The sequence below is a fragment of the Actinosynnema sp. NPDC037264 genome, assembly GCF_055603705.1.
On sequence record NZ_JBVJVK010000045.1, the window covers coordinates 1 to 17,300 of the forward strand.

Below are 17,300 nucleotides of genomic sequence, written 5' to 3' on the forward strand. Positions count from 1 at the left end.
TGCACTGGCAGGCCACCAACGACATCGTCGAGACCATCGACTGGATCCGAGCCGCACCAGACAAAACCCGATCATGACCCGGCGGACACGCCCTAGGCCGGATCCGCGAAGTGTGACGCACCTCCCCGACCACCGGGGTCGGTCGACGGGCGTGACCGGGCGCGGCGCGACTGCGCGATGAGCTGGTGGGCGCCGGCCCGCTCGTGCGGGACCGCGGGGCGGTCCCGGCTCACCGCCAGGTGTAGCCGCGCATCAGCATCAGCAGCGCGCCGAACCCCAGCGACGCCAGGGCGGGGCCGAACGCCCCGAGGAACAGCAGCAGCACACCCAGACCACCGAACGTGGCCACGAGGGCGTAGCTGAGCACGGGGTGCCGGGGTTTGCCGGCGACGAGCGCCGAGGCCAGGCCCGGCTCCTCGTCCGCGAGTCTGCTCTCGATCTCACTGAGGGTGCGGCGTTCCGCTTCGCTCATCACGGCCGAGGGATACCCGGCGCCCCACCCGCAAAACCACCCCGAACGGGGGCCTGAGCAGGCAAGATCAGCGCGACAGGGCGACGAGCCGCGATACCGCCCGCAGGTACTTCTTGCGGTAGCCGCCGCGCAGCATTTCGGCGGTGAAGAGCTCCGAGAGCGGCTCGCCGGACACCGCCACCGGGATGTCCCGGTCGTAGAGGCGGTCGCCGAGCGCCACGAGCCTCAGCGCCACCGCCTGGTCGGGCGCGGGCCGGACGTGGCGCAGGTGCACCGCGGTCACCCCGTCCACCAGCCGGCCGTAGCTCGACGGGTGGATCCGGGCCAGCGCGGCGCACAGGTCGGCGAAGTCGTCCAACGTGCTGCCGGGCGTGCTCACGGCCTTGGCCACGAGGTCCTCGTCGGCCATCGGCGGCGGCGCGTCGGGCAGGCCGCGGTGGCGGTAGTCGGGGCCGTCGACCCGGACCACGGTGAACTTCGCCGACATCGACTGGATCTCGCGCAGGAAGTCGGCGGCGGCGAACCGGCCCTCCCCCAGCTTGTCCGGCAGCGTGTTCGACGTGGCCGCGACCGACACGCCCGCCGCGGTCAGCTCCTTGATCAGGCGGGTGACCAGCATCGTGTCGCCCGGGTCGTCCAGCTCGAACTCGTCGATCGCGAGCAGCTTGTGCGCGGACAGCCGGCGGACGGTCTCGCCGAAGCCCAGCGCGCCGACCAGGTTGGTCAGCTCGACGAACGTGCCGTAGGCCTTGGGACCGGGCACGGCGTGCCAGACCGAGGCCAGCAGGTGGGTCTTGCCGACGCCGAACCCGCCGTCGAGGTAGAGCCCGGGCTTGGCGTCCTCGGCGCCCGACCGCTTGAACAGCCGGCCGAACACGCCCCGGCCGCCGCCCTCGGACACGCGTTCGGCGAACTCACGGCCGGCCCGCACCGCCGCGGCCTGGCTCGGCTCGTCCGGGTTGGGCAGGTAGGTGGCGAAGCGGACCGCGTCGAAGCGGGGCGGCGGGACCATCGCGTCCACCAGCTCGTCCGCGGCGACGTGCGGGGTGCGGTCGGACAGGCGCGGCGGGGCGGACATGACCGGATCGTAACGGCGTGCTGGGATGTGGCGGTGCGGATGTTGTGGCCACCACGTGACGGCGAGATCACCGACGACGAGCTCGAACGGCTCTACGACTACCCCGACGGGCTCGACCGGCCGTGGGTGCAGGTGAACTTCGTGTCCAGCGTGGACGGTGCGGTGTCGGTGGCCGGGCGGTCCGAGGGGCTGGGCAACGAGGCCGACCGCAAGGTCTTCATGCTGGGCCGCGACCTGTGCGACGTGGTGCTCGTCGGCGCGGGCACGGCCCTGGTCGAGGGCTACCACGGGGTCAAGGCGGGCGAGGTGCGCGCGTCCCGGCGGGCCAGGCTGGGCCTCGCGCCCGTGCCGCCGGTCGCCGTGGTGACGGGGCGGTGCTCGATCGAGCCGACGTCCACGCTGCTGACCAGCACGACCGTGCCGCCGATCATCCTGACCACGCGGGCCGCGCCCCGGGAGCGGCGTGACGCGCTGGCCGCGGCGGGCGCCGACGTGGTCGTCGCCGGCGAGGAGACCGTGGCCATGGACCTGGCGCTGGCGGCCCTGCGCGAGCGCGGCCTGCACCGGGTCGACTGCGAGGGCGGGCCGAAGGTGTTCGGCGCGTTGATCGACGCGGACCTGGTCGACGTGCTGTGCGTGACGTTCTCCCCGCTGCTCGCGGGAGGTGACGCGGGTCGGATCTCGAACGGTCCGCTGCCGCCGGCGCCCCGGTCGCTGGAGCTGGCGTCGGTGCTGCACCACGACAGCGCCCTCCTCCTGCGGTACCGCAAGGTGACGCCTGATCCGGTGACGTCCGGCCCGTCCACGCCCTGATCCGGATACGGTCCGCTCCCGAACGTGCACGCACCGATTCGGAGGGACCGCCGTGGCCCAGAGCACCGCCGTCAAGCCGGAGACCGGCACCGCGCCGCGTGCGGCCGACGACACCGAGCAGGGCAGGACCACGATCGCGTCGTCGGTCGTGCAGAAGGTCGCGGGCATCGCGGCCCGGGAGATCTCCGGCGTGCACGCCGTCGGCGGCGGGGTGTCGCGGGCGTTCGGCGCGTTGCGCGAGCGCATCCCGGGCGCGGGCACCGTGAACACCGCCGGCGTGGCCGTCGAGGTGGGCGAGAAGCAGGCCGCGGTCGACCTGGACATCATCGTCGAGTACGGCGTGAGCATCGTCGACCTCGCGCGGGCGGTGCGGCGCAACGTGATCGGCCAGGTCGAGCGGATGACCGGGCTCGAGGTCATCGAGGTCAACATCGCGGTCAACGACATCCACCTGCCCGAGGAGGACGAGGAGACCACGCCGACCACGGGGTCGCGGGTCGAGTGACGGACGTGGCGGAGGACGTCGAGGCGGCGGTGCTGGCCCACCCGGAGGTGGCGCGGCTGGACGGCGCGTTCGCCTCCTACCTGCCGGGACGGCGCGTGCTCGGCGTCCGGGTCGGCGCGCGGGTCGAGGTGGCGGTGGTGCTGCGGACCGACCGGCCGATCGGCGAGGTGGTGCCGGAGCTGCGGGCGCGGGTGACGCGGGTGGCGGGCGCCGCGCCCGTGGACGTCGTCGTGGCCGATCTGGAGTGGGAGAGCTGATGAGCGCGACGCAGACGGGTCTGCTCGCGGGCCTGGTCCTCGGGCTGGCCGCGACCAGCGGTTTCACCGCCTTCCTGGTGACCCTGGCGGTCGGGGTGATCGGCCTGGTCGTGGGCCGGGTCCTCGACGGCGAGCTCGACCTCGGCGACCTGCTCGGCCGGGGCCGCGACAAGTGACCGACGCCGAGGGCTCGCTCGAGATTCACCCGACCGTGGTGCGGAAGGTCGCGGCGCACGCCGTCCGGCTCGTGCCCGGCGCCGAGCCGAGCGCGGTGGTCAAGGTCGACGAGGTGGAGGGTGACCTGGACCTCGCGGTGAAGCTGGCGTTGCGCTACCCGGCGCCCGTGCGCACGGCCGCCGCGGACGTGCGGCGGCGCGTGACCGAGGAGGTCGAGCGGATCACCGGCTACCGGGTCCGCTCGGTGGCGCTGACGGTGTCCGCGCTGCGCGCCGAGACCCGGCCGCGGGTGGTGTAGGTGCGGGTCCTGCTGCGGGTGCTGTCGCCGTTGCTCGGGTCGGCGTTGGCCGCGGCCGGCGCGCTGCTGGTCGTCGCGGTCGCCCGGCACTGGTCCGGGCACGGGTGGCCGACGTGGCCGGACTGGTCCTGGGTGGACCGACCGGTGCTCGTGACCGGCGCGTGCGTGGCCGCAGGAGGGCTGTTCCTGCTGGTCGTGGCGTCGCGGGCGGGGGTGTCGCAGGTGCCGCTGGACGACCCGGCCGACGGCGTGCGGGTGGTGACCACGCCGGCGTCGCTGGCCCGCGTGGTCGGGCACCGGGTGCGGGCGGAGGACGGGGTGGTGGACGTGTCGGTCACCGCGTCGCGGCGCAAGGTGCGGGTCCGCGCGACCAGCCGCCTGCACGACGAGGCGTCGTTGCGGCCGCGGCTGCTGGAGGTGGCCCGGGCCGCGGTGGACGACCTGCCGATGCCCGTGCGGCCGAAGGTGTCGGTCATCGTCATCTCGCCGAAGGACCGCCCGTGAACCGCTCGAACCGCGCCGAACGCGTGCTGGCCGCCGTGCTCGGCGTGCTCGCCCTGCTGGTCGGCGGCGCCGCCGTCGTGCTGCACCGCTTCGCCGTCGACCGGCCGGTGCTGGACCCCGTGGTGCTCGACTGGGCCCGGCGGCACCTGCTGCCCGTCCGGCTCGGGCTGATCGCGCTCGGCCTGCTCGCCGTGGTGCTCGGGCTGTGGTGGGCGTGGCGCGCGGTCCGCCCCGAACGGCACCCCGACCTGCTCCTGGACGACGTGGTCGTCACCGCCAAGGCGCTGGCGGCGGCGGTGCGCGGGGACGCCGAGCAGGTGCACGGCGTGGCCGGCGCGAAGGTGGCCGTGGTGGGCGGGCGCGCGTTGCGGCTGCGGTTGACGCTGCGGCACGGCGCGGACGTGCGCCGGGTGTGGCGGGAGTTGGACGGTCGGGTGCTGTCGCGGGCCCGCGCCGCGCTCGGCGTCGAGGTCCTCCCGACCGCGGTGCGCCTCGATCTGGCGAAGAGGAAGCGCCAACGCGTGCGCCGGGCCCGGTCACCCGGCAGGATGGCCGCGTGGCGCTCCCGTTGACCCCTCCCGTGCAGCCGATGCTGGCCACCTCGGTGGACGAGATCCCGACCGGCTCGGACCTCGTGTTCGAGCCCAAGTGGGACGGCTACCGCTGCCTGGTGTTCCGCGACGGCGACGAGGTGTTCCTCCAGTCCCGCAGCGGCAAGCCGCTCAACCGGTACTTCCCGGAGGCGGAGGCCGCGCTGCGGCGCACGCTGCCGCCGCGGATCGTCGTCGACGGCGAGCTCGTCGTGGCCAAGGACGACAAGCTGGACTTCGACGCGCTGTCCGAGCGGATCCACCCGGCGGAGAGCCGCGTGCGGCTGCTGGCGGAGCGGACGCCGGCGAGCTTCGTGGCGTTCGACCTGCTGGCCCTGGGCGACGAGCTGCTGCTGGAGCGGCCGTGCACGGAGCGCCGGTCCGCGCTGGAGGGCCTGATCACGCCCGGCGACGGCCTCTACCTCACGCCCGCGACCACCGACGGCGACCTGGCCGCGCAGTGGTTCGAGCTGTTCGAGGGCGCGGGCCTGGACGGCGTCATCGGCAAGCCCGCCGCCGGCGAGTACACGCCGGGCAAGCGCACCATGATCAAGGTCAAGCACGCCCGCACCGCCGAGTGCGTGGTGGCCGGGCTGCGCTGGCACAAGGACACCGAGCCGGGCACGGCGGTCGGTTCGCTGCTGCTCGGCCTGCACGACGACGCGGGCGTCCTGCACCACGTCGGCGTCGTCGGCTCGTTCAAGGCGGCCGAGCGGCGGGCGTTGGCCGAGGAGTTCAAGGACCTCATCACCACCGACGAGCACCCGTGGCTGGTGGAGCCGGACGGCCGCCGGCTGCCCGGCGAGATCAACCGGTGGCGGGGCAAGCACGCCGACTGGGTGCCGTTGCGGCCCGAGCGGGTGCTGGAGATCGCGTACTCGCAGACCGAGGGCGGCGCGCCCGCCCGGTTGCGGCACAACGGCCAGTTCCGCCGCTGGCGGCCCGACCGCGACCCGGCGTCGTGCGGCTACGACCAGCTCGAGCAGCCCGCGCGCTACGACGTGGAATCGGTGCTGCGAGGCGAAGTTCGCCCCGCGTGACCGCTCGGGTGAGTACCGTGGTCGGCTGTGGCCGAGGTAGCTGACGTGAACGTGCTCATCCGGGAGTTGGACGATCGCATGCAGCACGACTGCCAGCGGCTGTCGGCGTGGCGGGTCGTGCACCGGACGACCGGGCTGTTCTACACCGTGGTGCTGATCTTCGTGCCCGCCGTGCTGGCGGTGGGCTTCACCTCGTCGGAAACGCCGCTGGGCAAGGTGCTGCTGCTCATGGCGGCGGTGGTGGGCGGGCTGAACGTGACGTTCCGGCCCTACCTGCACAGCCTGAACCGCCGCAGCGCCGTGAACACCATGCGCCGGCTGCGCGACGAGTTCCGCGCCGACGTGGCCGCCACGGTCGAGGGCGAGCTGCTGGCCGTCTACCGCAAGTACTCGGCGACCTACGCGACGATCTTCGAGGAGCGCGGCGGCGAGCTGATCGACGGGCGGCTCAGCGTGGAGGAGCCGCCGCCCGACCCGCCGGCCAAGCCTCAGCACTGAACCTCAGCTGCGGGCCGCGCGCACCTTCGCCACGAAGTCGTCCACGCCCTGCCGTGCGACCTCACGCCCGATGAGGTCCAGCGGCAGGTCGTCGAGCCGCTTGAAGCGCACGCAGCTCTTGCCCATGTCGAGCTTCCGCCCGGTCGCCTCGAACTCGGCCCGGAACTCCTGCTCGCGCTCGCCGTACACGCCCATCAGGTACAGCGAGACGTGGTTCTTCTGCGACGCGAGGGACACGTACCCGAGCGGCTGCCCGTTGTAGGTCTTGCCGGACACCTCCAGCGGCACCGAGTAGGTGATCATCCCCCACTGCACGCCCTCGACGTACCCGGCCGGCAGGTTCGCCAGGATCACGTCCCGCACCGCCGACACCGTGGAGCGCCGGTCCTCCGGCAGCTCCGCGAGGTACTCCTCGACCGTCCCGGCCTTGCTCCGGACCACTCCTCACACCTCCGGTCTGCCGGTCCGGGTGGCGCCGATCGACGCCAGCACCACGCAGAACACCGCGACCCACTGCGCGGGGCGCAGCGCCTCGTGCAGCAGGACCAACCCGGCCACCGCCGCGACGGCCGGCTCCAGGCTCATCAGGATGCCGAACACGCGCGGCGGGATCTTGCGCAGCGCCTCCAGCTCCAGCGAGTACGGGACCACCGACGACAGCAGCGCCACCGCCGCGCCCGCGACGAGCACCACGGGGTCGAGCAGCATCGTGCCCGCCTCGGCCACGCCGAACGGCAGCGCCACGGCCGCGCCGACCACCATCGCCAGCGCCAGGCCCTTGCCGTCGGACGTGCGGCTGCCCAGCGCCGCGGTCAGCAGGATGTAGCCGGCCCAGCACGCGCCCGCGCCCGCCGCGAACAGCACGCCGGGCAGCGACAGGCCGCCGTCGACCCTGGTCAGCAGCAGCACGCCGGTCGCCGCGAGCAGCGCCCACACCCCGTCCAGCCAGCGCCGCGACCCGATGACGGCCACCGCCAGCGGGCCGAGGAACTCGATGGTGACCGCCGCGCCCAGCGGGATGTGCTTGATCGCCTGGTAGAAGCTCAGGTTCATGGCGCCGAGCACCAGCCCGTAGCCGAGGACCACCGCGTACGTCCGGCGGTCCAGCCGCAGCGACGGCCGCCACACCGCGAGCAGGATGAGGGCGGCCAGCACGAGCCGCAGCGTGACCGTGCCCGCGGCGCCCGCCAGGGTGAACAGCTGCTTGGCCACGGCGGCGCCGACCTGCACGCTGACCACGCCCAGCAGCACCAGCGCGGGCGGAGGTATCGCGCCGAACGCCTTGGCCGCGATCGTGACCGGCCCGGAGCGGTGGAGCCTGCGTTCGGGGATGCCCTCGACGTGCACTGTGACCACGCGGACATCCTGCCCCAGCCCGCTCACCGAAGTCTCACCTGGACTGTGTGAGGCTCTGCACCGAACCTCTGGGGCAACCAGCCCACCGGGAGTCCAATGCCGTGGGAGAGAGCGAGGGGACCGCTGTGCCGCGTCGGCGTCACGCCGCTTCGATGTTGGTGGCTCTGAGCGCGCTGGCCGCGTGCAGCGCGGGTCCGTCGACCCGGCCGGTGATCGCCGTGCACGGTGACGGCGAGGAGCCGTCGTCCGTCACCACCCCGTCCGGTCCCCGCGAGGTCCCGCCGCTGGAGAGCTACGAGACGCCCGGGCTGTCCTGGTCGTCGTGCACGGACTCCGCGCGTGCCCGGATGGGTGATTCCGCGCCGGCCGGCACGTGGGAGTACGAGTGCTCGCAGCTCACCGTGCGGCTGGACGTGCCGAGCCGTCCCGGGCGGGGCAACTTGGGTATGTCCCTGCTGCGCGTGGGCACGGGCGGCAGCCCCTTGGTGGTGGTCGGCGAGGCGGGCGGCGAGCCTGGGACGTTGAAGGCGGCGCGGCTGGCGGCGAGCCTGCCCGCGACGGTGCTGAGCACGTTCACGCTGATCGGTGTCGACCGGCGGGGCACCGGCGAGTCGGACCCCGTGCAGTGCGTGCCGGACGCGGCGCGGGTCGGGATCGTGGAGGCCGATCCGGGGGCGGAGTCGAACGAGGACCTGGTCGACGCGTACACGTTGGCGAGCCGCGAGTGCGTGCTCGACATGGAGAACCGGTTGCCGGCGGTGGACTCGTGGCGTGCGTCGGCCGATCTCGAGCAGCTGCGCGAGGCGTTGGGCGTGCCGCACCTGAACGCCATCGGGCTCGGTGAGGGTTCGCGGGTGCTGACGCTGTACGCGTCGCGGTTCCCGGACCGGATCGGGCGGATGGTGTTCGACGGCGCGCCGGACCCGACGTTGGACGTGACGGCCGTGATGCAGACGCGGGCGGTGGCGGCGGAGGAGACGTTCTCGGCGTTCCAGAAGGACTGCGTGGTGCGCGGGTGCCCGTTGGGGGCCGGTGCGACCGATCGGTACAAGGCGTTGCTGGACTCGCTGCGGGACCGGCCGTTGCGCGGCGGCGATTTCGACCTCACGCCGGGGACCGCCACGGAGGCCGTGCTGGCCGGCTTGGCGGACCGGTCGCGGTGGGGCGCGCTGGCTGACGCGATCGTGGCGGCGGAGGGTGGTGACGGCGCCAAGCTGGGTGCGTTCATCGAGCCGCTGCTGCTGGAGCGGGACGACGACCCGCCGCGCATCGACGCCGGGATCATCACGGGGTGCAACGACACGACGACCCGCGTGCCGCCGGAGCGGGTGGCGGGTTTGACGGAGGACTGGCGCACCAAGCACCCGATGTTCGGTGCTCACTTCGCGCGCAAGCTGCTGGCCTGCGGCCCGTTCCCGGTGCCTCAGGCGGTGAAGGTGCCGAGGCTCGTGGGGGCGCCGCCGGTGCTCGTGCTGACCACGGCGTCCGACCCGGTCACGCCGCGTGAGGGCGGGGAGCGTGCGGCGCAGGCCCTGCCGGCCGGGGTCGTGGTGGGGTGGCAGGGCGGCGGGCATGGCGCACTCGGCCAGTCGGCGTGCGCGACGAAGGCCGCGGAGGAGTTCCTGGTGGACGCCAAGGTGCCGTCCAACGGCACCGCCTGCCCACCGTGAGGCCGGCACCACGTCACCCGGCACCCCGACCGCAACCCCGCTACCCTGCCCGCGGACCCTCCCGCGTCCACCCGCCAGGGCCCACGACAACCGAACACGATCGAGTGAACCTGGCCGGAAAGTGTACGGAAACACTGTTCCCGTACCTCGGTTGAAAACCAGCGGACCCGCCGAAACCACCCCCGACCGCCCACCACCCGGCACCCACCACCTGGCAGCCGGCACCCGGCAGCCACCACCCGGCAGCCCGGCACCCGTCACAGCAGCCCAACCAGCCGCCAACCCCCGGACCCGGGCCCCGCCGCCCCGAGCCCTGCACCCGCCGAGCCCGAACGCGACCCCGCCACGAGACGGCCACCGCACACCCTCTCGGCGAACGACGGCCCTGACGCACCACGGACCTGACGACGCCACGGACTCGGCAGCACGACGAGCCCGGCAGCACGAGCCCGACGGCACGACGAGCCCGGCAGCACGAGCCCGACGGCAGGGCGCCTGACCCCCGCGACATGGCGTGTCCGCAGAGGTGATCCGGGCGCGGAACCCTGGGTGCGAAGTCCCGGCCCGGTGGATCCGGGCCGCGAACCCGAGCGGGCGTTCGGACGGCGCGCGAAAGGCCAGCGGCGGCCGGTAGTCGGCGCGAAAGCTGGCGGTGGCTCGGCGCAAAGGCCGGCGCCGGCGGCGGGGCGGCGCGAAGGGCCGGCGGCGGGCGGTGGGGCGGGCGAAAGACCGGTGGCGCTCGATTGGCGGCGGTGGTCGGTGGTGGTCGGTGGCCCGGACCCCGGCTCGCTGGGGCGGGCCGGGGTCGGGTGGTTGCGGTTTGCGGCCTGCTTGGCAGGCGCGGGATGGACTAGCAGGTGGAGCAGCACCCGCAGCCGGGGCCCGTGCAACCCGAGCACCCGCAGTTGTGGGCTTGAGCGTGCTCAGCGGTCGTGATCTCAACAACCATCTTGTGCCTCCGCGGCGTCGAGGGACTTCGTGCGACCGAAGGTATTTCGACCCCACGGTCCGCCCCTACCGCCGGCCAGGGGAAGTACCCTCACCCGATCGCGGAACGCCAATCATCAATACGTTGCAATACGTGTTCTCGCCAGGTCAGCACCCGCTCCCGCCCGGTCAGCCGGTCAGCTCGTCCAACGCCCGCTGGGCCGCCTCCAGCTCCGCCCGCAGCTGCTCCACCCGCGCGAGGTGGCGTTCGCGGGCCGCGCTGAGCACGCTCTCGACCGCCTCGTCGACCTCCGGCGGCAGCAGCTTCGACGCCTGCGACACCGCCGACGCCGCCACCGGCGCGGCCTTCAACGTGCGCTTCGACCCCCACTGCACGTCGACCGTCCACTCGCCGTCCGCGGTCGACGTGAGCGTCACGGTCACCTCCGCCGGCTTCGCCTGCTTGCGCGCGGCCGGTCGGCGTTCCGCCGGCGCCGCGGGCGCGGCAGGCGCCGGAGCGGGCCTCGGCTTGGGCGGGGCGGGCGCCGGCGTGTAGATGTGCTCCACCGGCGCCACCGGCGGCGGGGTTTCAGCGGCGGGCGCCGGGGTGCGCTTGCGCGGAGCCGGCTTCTCCACGGTCAGCTCGGCCGGCGAGAACGACAGCTCGTCCTTCTCCCCCGTCGGCCGCACCTGGATGAAGTCCCCCTCGGCGGGTTCGGTGAACGCCACCACCTTCGCCGACCGCCCGGCCTCCACCCCGACCGCGGCGGAGGTGAACCAGACCGCGGGCGGTCGGCCCGCGGCCAACTCCGCACGCAGGTGGTCGATGTCCTGCGGGGACAACGAGCTCTGCTTCGCCTTCGCCATCGCCTACCTCCACGACTTGCACAAGATCTGTCGGGTGCAGCTTGCCCTACCCCACCGACAATCCCGCGAGCTGCCGGTCGTGGGCACGTCCCAGCGCCCCCTGCGCGACCACCGATCCCACGAGCGCGAGGAGCATGTCCCAGTGCGTGTCCCACACATCACCTTGCGTGCCAAGGAAGTCCGTCGCCGACTCACCCCCGATCACCGCGCCGGCCCACTCCACGAACTCGTAGCCCGCGCTGACCGCCAGGCACGTGGCCGACACGAGGAAGAACGTCCACCGCCCCGGCCGCAGCGGCGTCCGGCGCAACAAGATCTCCCGCGCCAGCACCGCGGGCACGAAACCCTGCACGAAATGGGCGAACCGGTCGTAGTGGTTGCGGTCGGTCCACAGATCGCCGAACGGCACCTCGGCGTAGGTGTAGTGGCCGCCGAGCGCGAGCACCAGCGCGTGCCCGAAGATCAGCCAGTACGCGAGCGGCGTGAGCGGGAACCGGCGGCGCGTCCACGCCAGCAGGGGCAGCGCGATGAGGATCGGCGCGACCTCCAGCAGCCAGGTGACGTAGCTCTTGGGCCGGATGGCCGACACCGCGACCGCCACCACGACGAGTACCGCGAGGGTGACCGGCAGGCGGTCCCTTGGCTGCATCCGGCGATCCTGCCACCAACCGGGCGCCCCGCGCATCAGTCCACAGTGGACGGGCGGCGGAGGACAACGCCCCCGCCGCCCGCGCGACCCCTAGATCGGGTTGCCGTTCGTGCCGCAGATGCGACCCGCGTTGACGCAGTTCCGCACCCGTCGTTCCAGTTCCGGCTGGTCCCACGCGTTGATGAAGTCACCGTGGAAGGTGTACCCCGGCGCGTTGGTCACGTTCACCCCGTTCACCGTCCCGCCCAGCGACAGCCCGCCGCCGTTGACCGGGTAGGTGATCAGGAACTCCAGCCTCGGCAGGACCACGTTGTGCGTGGACGGGCACGACCCGTTCCAGAACACGATGTGGTCCTTGTGGTTGGCGCTGTCCAGGTCCCGACCGTTCCAGCAGGTCGGGAAGTCGAGGTAGGTCTCCAGCTTGGTGCCGGCCGGGCAGTTCATGAAGTCCCGGCTCGACGGCGACTGCGTGGTGCACGACCACCGCGCGGACGGGTTCTGGTCGGGGCTGGTCGCCCGGGCGTTGCCGACGACGTACCGCAGGTCCGGCGGGTACGCGACGGCGCGTTGCATGTCGTGGATGCCCTGGTAGTACACGGTGACGCTCTCCGGCGCGACCGGCTGCCCGTTCTTGTAGAGCGTGGGCACCCAGTAAGCGGACAGGTCGACCAGCGGGTCGCACGTGGTGCCCGCCGCCTTGAGCGACGTGTACGTGGACGACGCGTTGGTCGACCGGTTGCCGAAGAACTCGTGCACGTGCGACACGCCGGTCTGGTTGGGGTAGATGATCGGGTCGTTGCCGGACCGGTGGCTCGCGCGGCAGTTGGCGCGGAACTCCGACGCGGCCTGGATGCCGGCCTGCTGTTCGATGGCCGCGGCCTGGTGCGCGTCCGGTGCGGCCGGGTGGTTGTCGTGGTTCACCAGGGGGCCCGCGCCCGCCGGCTGGTAAGCGACCACCGACCCGATCAGGGCCAGTGCCAGCGCGACGGACGCGGCGCCGATGACACCTCTCAATCTCGCGTTCATCCGATCTCCTCCGGGTGGAGCGGGATGCGGCGGCAGGTCTAGGAGCCGAACGTGATCCAGTTGACGTTGACGAAGTCGGCGGGCTGGCCGCTGGTGAAGGTGAGGTAGACGTCCTGCTTGCCGGTCAGGCCGGCGATGTTGGCGGGCACGGTGCGCCAGCTCTGCCAGCCGCCGGTGTTGGCGATGGCGAAGCTGCCCAGCGGCGTGGCAGTGGGGCTGCCGACGCGGACCTCGACCAGGCCGCTCACGCCACCCGCCGCGCCGCTGGCGACCCGGGCGATGAACTGCCGCCCGGTGCGGGAGCCGAAGTCGACGCCGCGGAAGAGCGCCCACTCGCCGTTGGCGATGCCGGCGATGTTCTGGCCGCCGCCGCTGTCGGTGGTCGTCTCCTTGAACACGCCCTTGTGCTCGTCGTAGGACTCGGCCTGGATCGTGGCGAAGGCGTCCCGGCTCACGGGCGGAGCGGTCGTGGTCGTGGTGGTGGTGGTCGTCGTCGTGGTCGTAGTAGTGGTGGTCGTCGTCGGGTTCACGCCACCGGAGCCGGAGTCGACGCCGCTGCCGGCCGGCCCGCGCCACGCGGTGGACGACGCGGGCACGGACAGGGTCTGCCCGTCGGAGAACGTCACGGTGGCCGTCGTCGTGCCCGGGTTGTAGGCCACGTAGGTGCGGGCGCCGTTCTTGCTCAGCACGGCGTGCGTCGGCACGTTCGCGGTGACGGACGTGTCGGGCGTGCCGTAGGTGTTGAGCGACGTGATCCAGTGGTAGGCGTGCGCCCGCGAGTCGCCGTCCTCCGGCGGCAGGCCGGAGCCGTAGTTCGCCAGCGCCTGCGCCGGGTCGGCGAGCGCGAGGAACTGGGTGATGACGTCCTTCCACTCGACCTCGGTGCCGCCGTTGTTGGCGCGCAGCTCGTTGACGTTCTGGAGGATGTCGGCCTTGTAGTCCGCGTGGTACAGCGAGCCGCCGGTGATCGGCAGCATGTTGATGCCGTGGATCTCCTCCGGGTTCGCCGTCCACCACGTGCTGTAGCTGGCGCCCGCGCCCCACACCATGCCGACCGTGCCGTGCTGGAAGGACGCCGGGAACACCGTGTCGTCCTTGTCGAACCAGTACTGGGCGATCGTGCTCTCCTGCGTGGTGTGCAGGTAGATGCCCGCGTCGCGCAGCGCGGTGTCACCGGTCGCCTGGCCGAACAGCACCGCGGCGGTGGCGAACATCATGCCCTCGGACGAGGACTCCTCGTTGTTGCCGTGCGCGAAGCCGGCGTGGCCGGACGCCCAGCCGTGGCCCGCGTAGGCGTCGAAGTTGCGCAGGAACGGGAAGCGCGACTCGCCGCGGTCGTAGTTGTTGGCGTCCTTGACCAGCAGCTTGACCATGCCGCCGTACCGGGAGTCGGAGGCCCAGGTCGGGTCGTGCTGCGCCAGGACGGCGGCGGCCAGCACGTAGTAGCCGGCGTGGAAGTGGTGGTCGTTCAGCTCGGCGTCGGTGCCGTAGGAGGCCTTGTAGCCGGTCAGCGCGCCCCACGTGGCGTCGTAGACGAAGTGGTTGCCCGCCTCGCCGGACGACGCGGTGAGCCAGTCGGAGAGCCGGTCGCGGACCATGCCGAGCAGCCGGTCGCGGCCGTCGGTGTAGCCGATCTGGTTGGCCACCCGGGCCAGCGCCGCCAGGCGCCACAACGCCTTGCCGGTCCAGTAGGTGTCGCCCGCGCCCTTCCACGGGTCGGCGGCGTTGAGCTCCTGGTCGATCTCGGCGCGCAGGCGGTTCTTGTCGGCTGCCGAGGACAGGGGGAGCGCCGGCAGGACGCCGTTGAACGTGCTGCGGGTCGTGAACGACGAGCCCTCGCGCAGCCGCATCTCACCGCGCGGCGAGGTGTAGCGGTAGCCGGTGACGGTGTCGGTGGAGTTGAGCCACTGGTGCCGGTAGAGGGCCTGCAGGGTGCCGGTCTGGGTTCCCTGGCGCGCCGTGGTCGTGGCCGTGTAGGTGGCCGTGAGCTGGGCGTTCGCCGAGTTGTACGTCCAGTTGACCTTCGTGTCGGTCACGAACGAGAACGCGTAGCGCTGGAACAGCGAGAGCGCGTCGCGGCTCGGCAGCACGGCCACCGAGAAGAAGGCGGCCGACGAGGTGGCCTCGGCGGTGCCGACGACGTTCCAGGTGCTCGGCGAGAACAACGCGTAGTCGCGGCCGTTGATCGTGACGCCGAGGGTGGTGCCGGTGTTGCTCCAGATCGTGGTGGCGCCGTTGAAGCCGACCCTGGCCGCGCCGCCGGTGGCCTCCGCGTACACGTACGGCGAGCCGTGGCCGATGGTCGTGCGCAGGGTGCGCGTCCCGTCGGTCCACAGTGGACTGACCGTCCAGTCGGACCAGCCGTCGACCTGGGTGCGCGGCGCGTTGAGGCCGCTGACGCCGACGAACAGGTCGTCGGTGTGCATGAACTCGTAGAACCGGCCGTCCGGGGTGATGTTCGGGCTGGTCGGGTAGCCGACGCCGAGGCCCTGCGCCGCCGCGTGGAACGTCAGCGGGTGGGCGTACATGTTCTCGGAGTACGGGTTGCCCGGATAGCGCTGGAAGGCCAGCGACGACCACCAGTCGTTGGTCGGGACCGGGCGGCCGGCCATCCGGGCGGTGACCTTCGGCGTCACGGGCGCGCCGTTGGAGTCGGACGGGCCGACCGCGCCCGCCGGGCGGGTGGTGGCGTAGCTGCCTGCGCCGACCGTGACGGCGCTTGCCGTTCCGGGCAGGGCGAGGGGGATCGCGGCAGCCGCGGCCACGGCGACCGCGAGGGCCGCCAGGTGGGGGCGGATTGAACGCACAGGGACCTCCAGCAGGGACTCACAGCTCTGTGAGAGCGCTCTCACGCAAGCCAAACGGTAAACCGCAGGTGAGGCGTGTGTCTACGGTTGGCCGCTACTGACTCTGTCAAGAGCCGGGCTGGTCCTCGACGCGGAGGCGGTACTCGCAGCCGTACTCGACGGCGTACTGGAGGTCGTAGTGGTGCACGATCTTCGGGCCGCCGTGCAGGTGGACGTGGGTGACGGTCGGCTTCGGGGACTCGGGCGGCTTCGCGTGCGAGTCGACCCGGCCGTCGAGGGGACCACCGACGAACCGCACCACGTACGCCTGCGTCATCGGCCTGCCTCCCTCTCTTCGGCGTTGCCCCCATGGTACGAGAGGACCAGTCGGATCGCGGCTGAACCGCTGCCGGAAACAGCCGGTCGGCCGAAGGTCAGGTCCGGAACCAGTGGTCGGCCAGGTCGTCGAGCGTGGTCGCGCCGGTCGGCACCTCGCGCAGGTACCGGGCGACGTTCGAGTAGACGTGCAGCAGCGTGCAGGCCGGCACCTTGCGCGGGTCGACCGTGCGGCCGTAGCCGTCGTGCAGCGCCTTGTTGGCCGCGCGTTCGCCGCGGGTGAGGAAGACGCCGGTGGCGACGAACTCGTACTCGCGGGCGGCGCGCATCGCGGGCTCGAAGTCGAACAGGCCGGTGAGGCGGCCCTCGTCGACCAGCAGGTGGGCGCTCATCACCTCGGTGTGCGCCGGCACGAGTTCCGGGTGCCCGAGGTCGACGGAGTCGAGGAAGTCGGGTACCTGCTCCAGCCACCCGGGCGCGAGCCCGCGGTCACGCTGCCGCGCGACGCACGGCGGGAGGCTGGAGCGTTCCCGCGGGGTGGGCGAACGATTACCGGTCCTCGCCCGACTGCTCGTCGGCTGTCTCCTCGTCGGTCTTCAGCGAGCCGTCCTCGCCGAGGCCGACCCTGTCCAGCACCCCCCAAATGGCGTGGGCGACGGCCGCGTAGTCGCGGGCGGGCACGTCGGCGGGCAGCAGGACTTCGAGGCGTCGGGCGTTCATGCGGCCACCCTGCTCCCAGCCCACCGGGCCACGCGATCCCCCGTCCGTGGCGGGTGGACCACGAGTCCTCCCGCGTCCTCGCCGCACGGCCGCCCGACGTGCGCACTCCGGCGGCCGACCGACCCGCCTCCCGCCCCCTCGGGTCGGCCGCACACCACCCGGGCAGGTGACCGTCAGTCGCCGAAGATCCTGGTCGGGTCGCCGGTGAACCAGGCGTTGTCGATGCGGAGGCGGCGGATCACCCACCGCTCGCCGTCCCGCACGAGGACCACGTCGTAGGGGTTCTTCAGCAGCGCGAACACGCCGTGGTCGGCGGCGAGCAGGTGCTGCGCCTCGACCAGCGCGGTCAGCCGCGCGGTGTCCCCGTCGACCGCGATCCGGGCGTTGGTCACCTGGTGGGTGGTGTCGACCCGTCCGCTGAACATGCCCAGGACCGTGGTCACGATCGCGTCCCGCCCGGACATCAGCGGCGGCGGTCGCGCGCCCCACTTCGCGGCGGCGGGCCGGAAGTCCAGCTCGGCGTCGGCGGCGAAGGCCGACGCGAACAGCGCCCGGTCCTTCAGGTCCTGCCCGAGGCCGAAGCGGTGCAGCGCGTCGAGGACCTCGACCCGGTCCCGCAGCTCCCGCACCACCGCCTCGCCATCGCCGGCGGACAGCGCGCGGTCATCGGTGACGTACATCAGGTGCTCCTGTCGAAGGTTGATCGGCAGGTCCACCCTGCGGCCGGCGGG

Annotated in this window: 21 protein-coding genes and 1 pseudogene; 10 read left to right on the forward strand and 12 right to left on the reverse strand. The window is 72.8% G+C overall.

The window, feature by feature from the left end; all coding sequences use genetic code 11:
• Positions 1-229: 229 nt before the first annotated feature.
• Together ACZ7GX_RS33530 and zapE are read right to left on the reverse strand one after the other, a co-directional pair.
• Complete coding sequence (locus tag ACZ7GX_RS33530; protein ID WP_106618954.1) at positions 230-472, reverse strand: DUF3040 domain-containing protein; 243 nt, start codon at positions 470-472, stop codon at positions 230-232.
• A 67-nt stretch (positions 473-539) separates the two neighbouring features.
• Entirely contained in the window at positions 540-1,550 is a 1,011-nt protein-coding gene (gene zapE, locus ACZ7GX_RS33535; RefSeq protein WP_498782674.1) for a cell division protein ZapE, read from the reverse strand.
• Between the two features lie 39 nt (positions 1,551-1,589).
• On the opposite strand from zapE, the gene ACZ7GX_RS33540 reads away from it, so the two are divergent.
• Genes ACZ7GX_RS33540 through ACZ7GX_RS33580 form a run of 9 tightly spaced genes read left to right on the forward strand, consistent with a single transcriptional unit; the run spans position 1,590 to position 6,232 of the window.
• Positions 1,590-2,363 (forward strand): pyrimidine reductase family protein, encoded by a 774-nt coding sequence (locus ACZ7GX_RS33540; RefSeq protein WP_498782815.1) that lies wholly within the window; start codon positions 1,590-1,592, stop codon positions 2,361-2,363.
• A gap of 52 nt (positions 2,364-2,415) precedes the next feature.
• Positions 2,416-2,868, forward strand: a complete 453-nt coding sequence (locus ACZ7GX_RS33545; protein WP_498782676.1) for an Asp23/Gls24 family envelope stress response protein — start codon at positions 2,416-2,418, stop codon at positions 2,866-2,868.
• A gap of 5 nt (positions 2,869-2,873) precedes the next feature.
• Complete coding sequence (locus ACZ7GX_RS33550; RefSeq protein WP_498782678.1) at positions 2,874-3,125, forward strand: hypothetical protein; 252 nt, start codon at positions 2,874-2,876, stop codon at positions 3,123-3,125.
• On the forward strand, positions 3,125-3,301 hold the full coding sequence (locus ACZ7GX_RS33555; protein ID WP_498782680.1) for a hypothetical protein: 177 nt from the start codon (positions 3,125-3,127) through the stop codon (positions 3,299-3,301). Before ACZ7GX_RS33550 ends, ACZ7GX_RS33555 begins: the two co-directional genes overlap by 1 nt.
• Before the next feature lie 38 nt (positions 3,302-3,339).
• Complete coding sequence (locus ACZ7GX_RS33560; RefSeq protein WP_498782682.1) at positions 3,340-3,600, forward strand: Asp23/Gls24 family envelope stress response protein; 261 nt, start codon at positions 3,340-3,342, stop codon at positions 3,598-3,600.
• The gene (locus ACZ7GX_RS33565) at positions 3,601-4,104 is read left to right on the forward strand and encodes a DUF6286 domain-containing protein (protein ID WP_498782684.1); all 504 of its coding nucleotides are present in this window, start codon (positions 3,601-3,603) and stop codon (positions 4,102-4,104) included.
• Entirely contained in the window at positions 4,101-4,676 is a 576-nt protein-coding gene (locus ACZ7GX_RS33570) for an alkaline shock response membrane anchor protein AmaP (RefSeq protein WP_498782686.1), read from the forward strand. The genes ACZ7GX_RS33565 and ACZ7GX_RS33570 overlap by 4 nt, the downstream gene beginning before the upstream one ends.
• Entirely contained in the window at positions 4,661-5,734 is a 1,074-nt protein-coding gene (locus ACZ7GX_RS33575) for an ATP-dependent DNA ligase (protein ID WP_498782688.1), read from the forward strand. The genes ACZ7GX_RS33570 and ACZ7GX_RS33575 overlap by 16 nt, the downstream gene beginning before the upstream one ends.
• Positions 5,735-5,761: 27 nt before the next feature.
• A complete protein-coding gene (locus tag ACZ7GX_RS33580) occupies positions 5,762-6,232 on the forward strand; it encodes a hypothetical protein (protein ID WP_498782690.1) in 471 nt (156 codons plus the stop codon).
• A gap of 3 nt (positions 6,233-6,235) precedes the next feature.
• On the opposite strand, the gene ACZ7GX_RS33585 is transcribed toward ACZ7GX_RS33580, so the two are convergent.
• Together ACZ7GX_RS33585 and ACZ7GX_RS33590 are read right to left on the reverse strand one after the other, a co-directional pair.
• Positions 6,236-6,673: an iron chaperone gene (locus tag ACZ7GX_RS33585; protein ID WP_498782692.1), complete on the reverse strand. Its 438-nt coding sequence runs from the start codon at positions 6,671-6,673 to the stop codon at positions 6,236-6,238.
• Positions 6,674-6,676: 3 nt separating this feature from the next.
• A complete protein-coding gene (locus tag ACZ7GX_RS33590; protein ID WP_498782816.1) occupies positions 6,677-7,579 on the reverse strand; it encodes an EamA family transporter in 903 nt (300 codons plus the stop codon).
• Positions 7,580-7,740: 161 nt separating this feature from the next.
• Here ACZ7GX_RS33590 and ACZ7GX_RS33595 point away from each other — a divergent pair, with 161 nt between their 5' ends.
• Positions 7,741-9,258, forward strand: a complete 1,518-nt coding sequence (locus ACZ7GX_RS33595; RefSeq protein WP_498782695.1) for an alpha/beta fold hydrolase — start codon at positions 7,741-7,743, stop codon at positions 9,256-9,258.
• Between the two features lie 1,116 nt (positions 9,259-10,374).
• On the opposite strand, the gene ACZ7GX_RS33600 is transcribed toward ACZ7GX_RS33595, so the two are convergent.
• The 8 genes and pseudogenes from ACZ7GX_RS33600 to ACZ7GX_RS33635 all read right to left on the reverse strand — a co-directional run bounded on the left by ACZ7GX_RS33600 (position 10,375) and on the right by ACZ7GX_RS33635 (position 17,249).
• A complete protein-coding gene (locus tag ACZ7GX_RS33600) occupies positions 10,375-11,052 on the reverse strand; it encodes a DUF6319 family protein (RefSeq protein WP_498782697.1) in 678 nt (225 codons plus the stop codon).
• Positions 11,053-11,098: 46 nt separating this feature from the next.
• Positions 11,099-11,701, reverse strand: a complete 603-nt coding sequence (locus ACZ7GX_RS33605) for a DUF2238 domain-containing protein (protein WP_498782699.1) — start codon at positions 11,699-11,701, stop codon at positions 11,099-11,101.
• A 90-nt stretch (positions 11,702-11,791) separates the two neighbouring features.
• The gene (locus ACZ7GX_RS33610; protein ID WP_498782701.1) at positions 11,792-12,727 is read right to left on the reverse strand and encodes a DUF1996 domain-containing protein; all 936 of its coding nucleotides are present in this window, start codon (positions 12,725-12,727) and stop codon (positions 11,792-11,794) included.
• Between the two features lie 38 nt (positions 12,728-12,765).
• A complete protein-coding gene (locus ACZ7GX_RS33615; protein WP_498782703.1) occupies positions 12,766-15,534 on the reverse strand; it encodes a glycosyl hydrolase in 2,769 nt (922 codons plus the stop codon).
• A 106-nt stretch (positions 15,535-15,640) separates the two neighbouring features.
• Positions 15,641-15,850, reverse strand: coding sequence for a DUF8847 domain-containing protein (locus tag ACZ7GX_RS33620; RefSeq protein ID WP_230571353.1), 210 nt, complete (start codon positions 15,848-15,850; stop codon positions 15,641-15,643).
• A 97-nt stretch (positions 15,851-15,947) separates the two neighbouring features.
• A pseudogene (locus ACZ7GX_RS33625) lies at positions 15,948-16,346 on the reverse strand (phosphotransferase); the annotation flags it as partial.
• Positions 16,347-16,398: 52 nt separating this feature from the next.
• Positions 16,399-16,569 (reverse strand): hypothetical protein, encoded by a 171-nt coding sequence (locus tag ACZ7GX_RS33630; protein WP_498782706.1) that lies wholly within the window; start codon positions 16,567-16,569, stop codon positions 16,399-16,401.
• Positions 16,570-16,742: 173 nt separating this feature from the next.
• On the reverse strand, positions 16,743-17,249 hold the full coding sequence (locus ACZ7GX_RS33635; RefSeq protein ID WP_498782708.1) for a nuclear transport factor 2 family protein: 507 nt from the start codon (positions 17,247-17,249) through the stop codon (positions 16,743-16,745).
• Between the last annotated feature and the right edge of the window lie 51 nt (positions 17,250-17,300).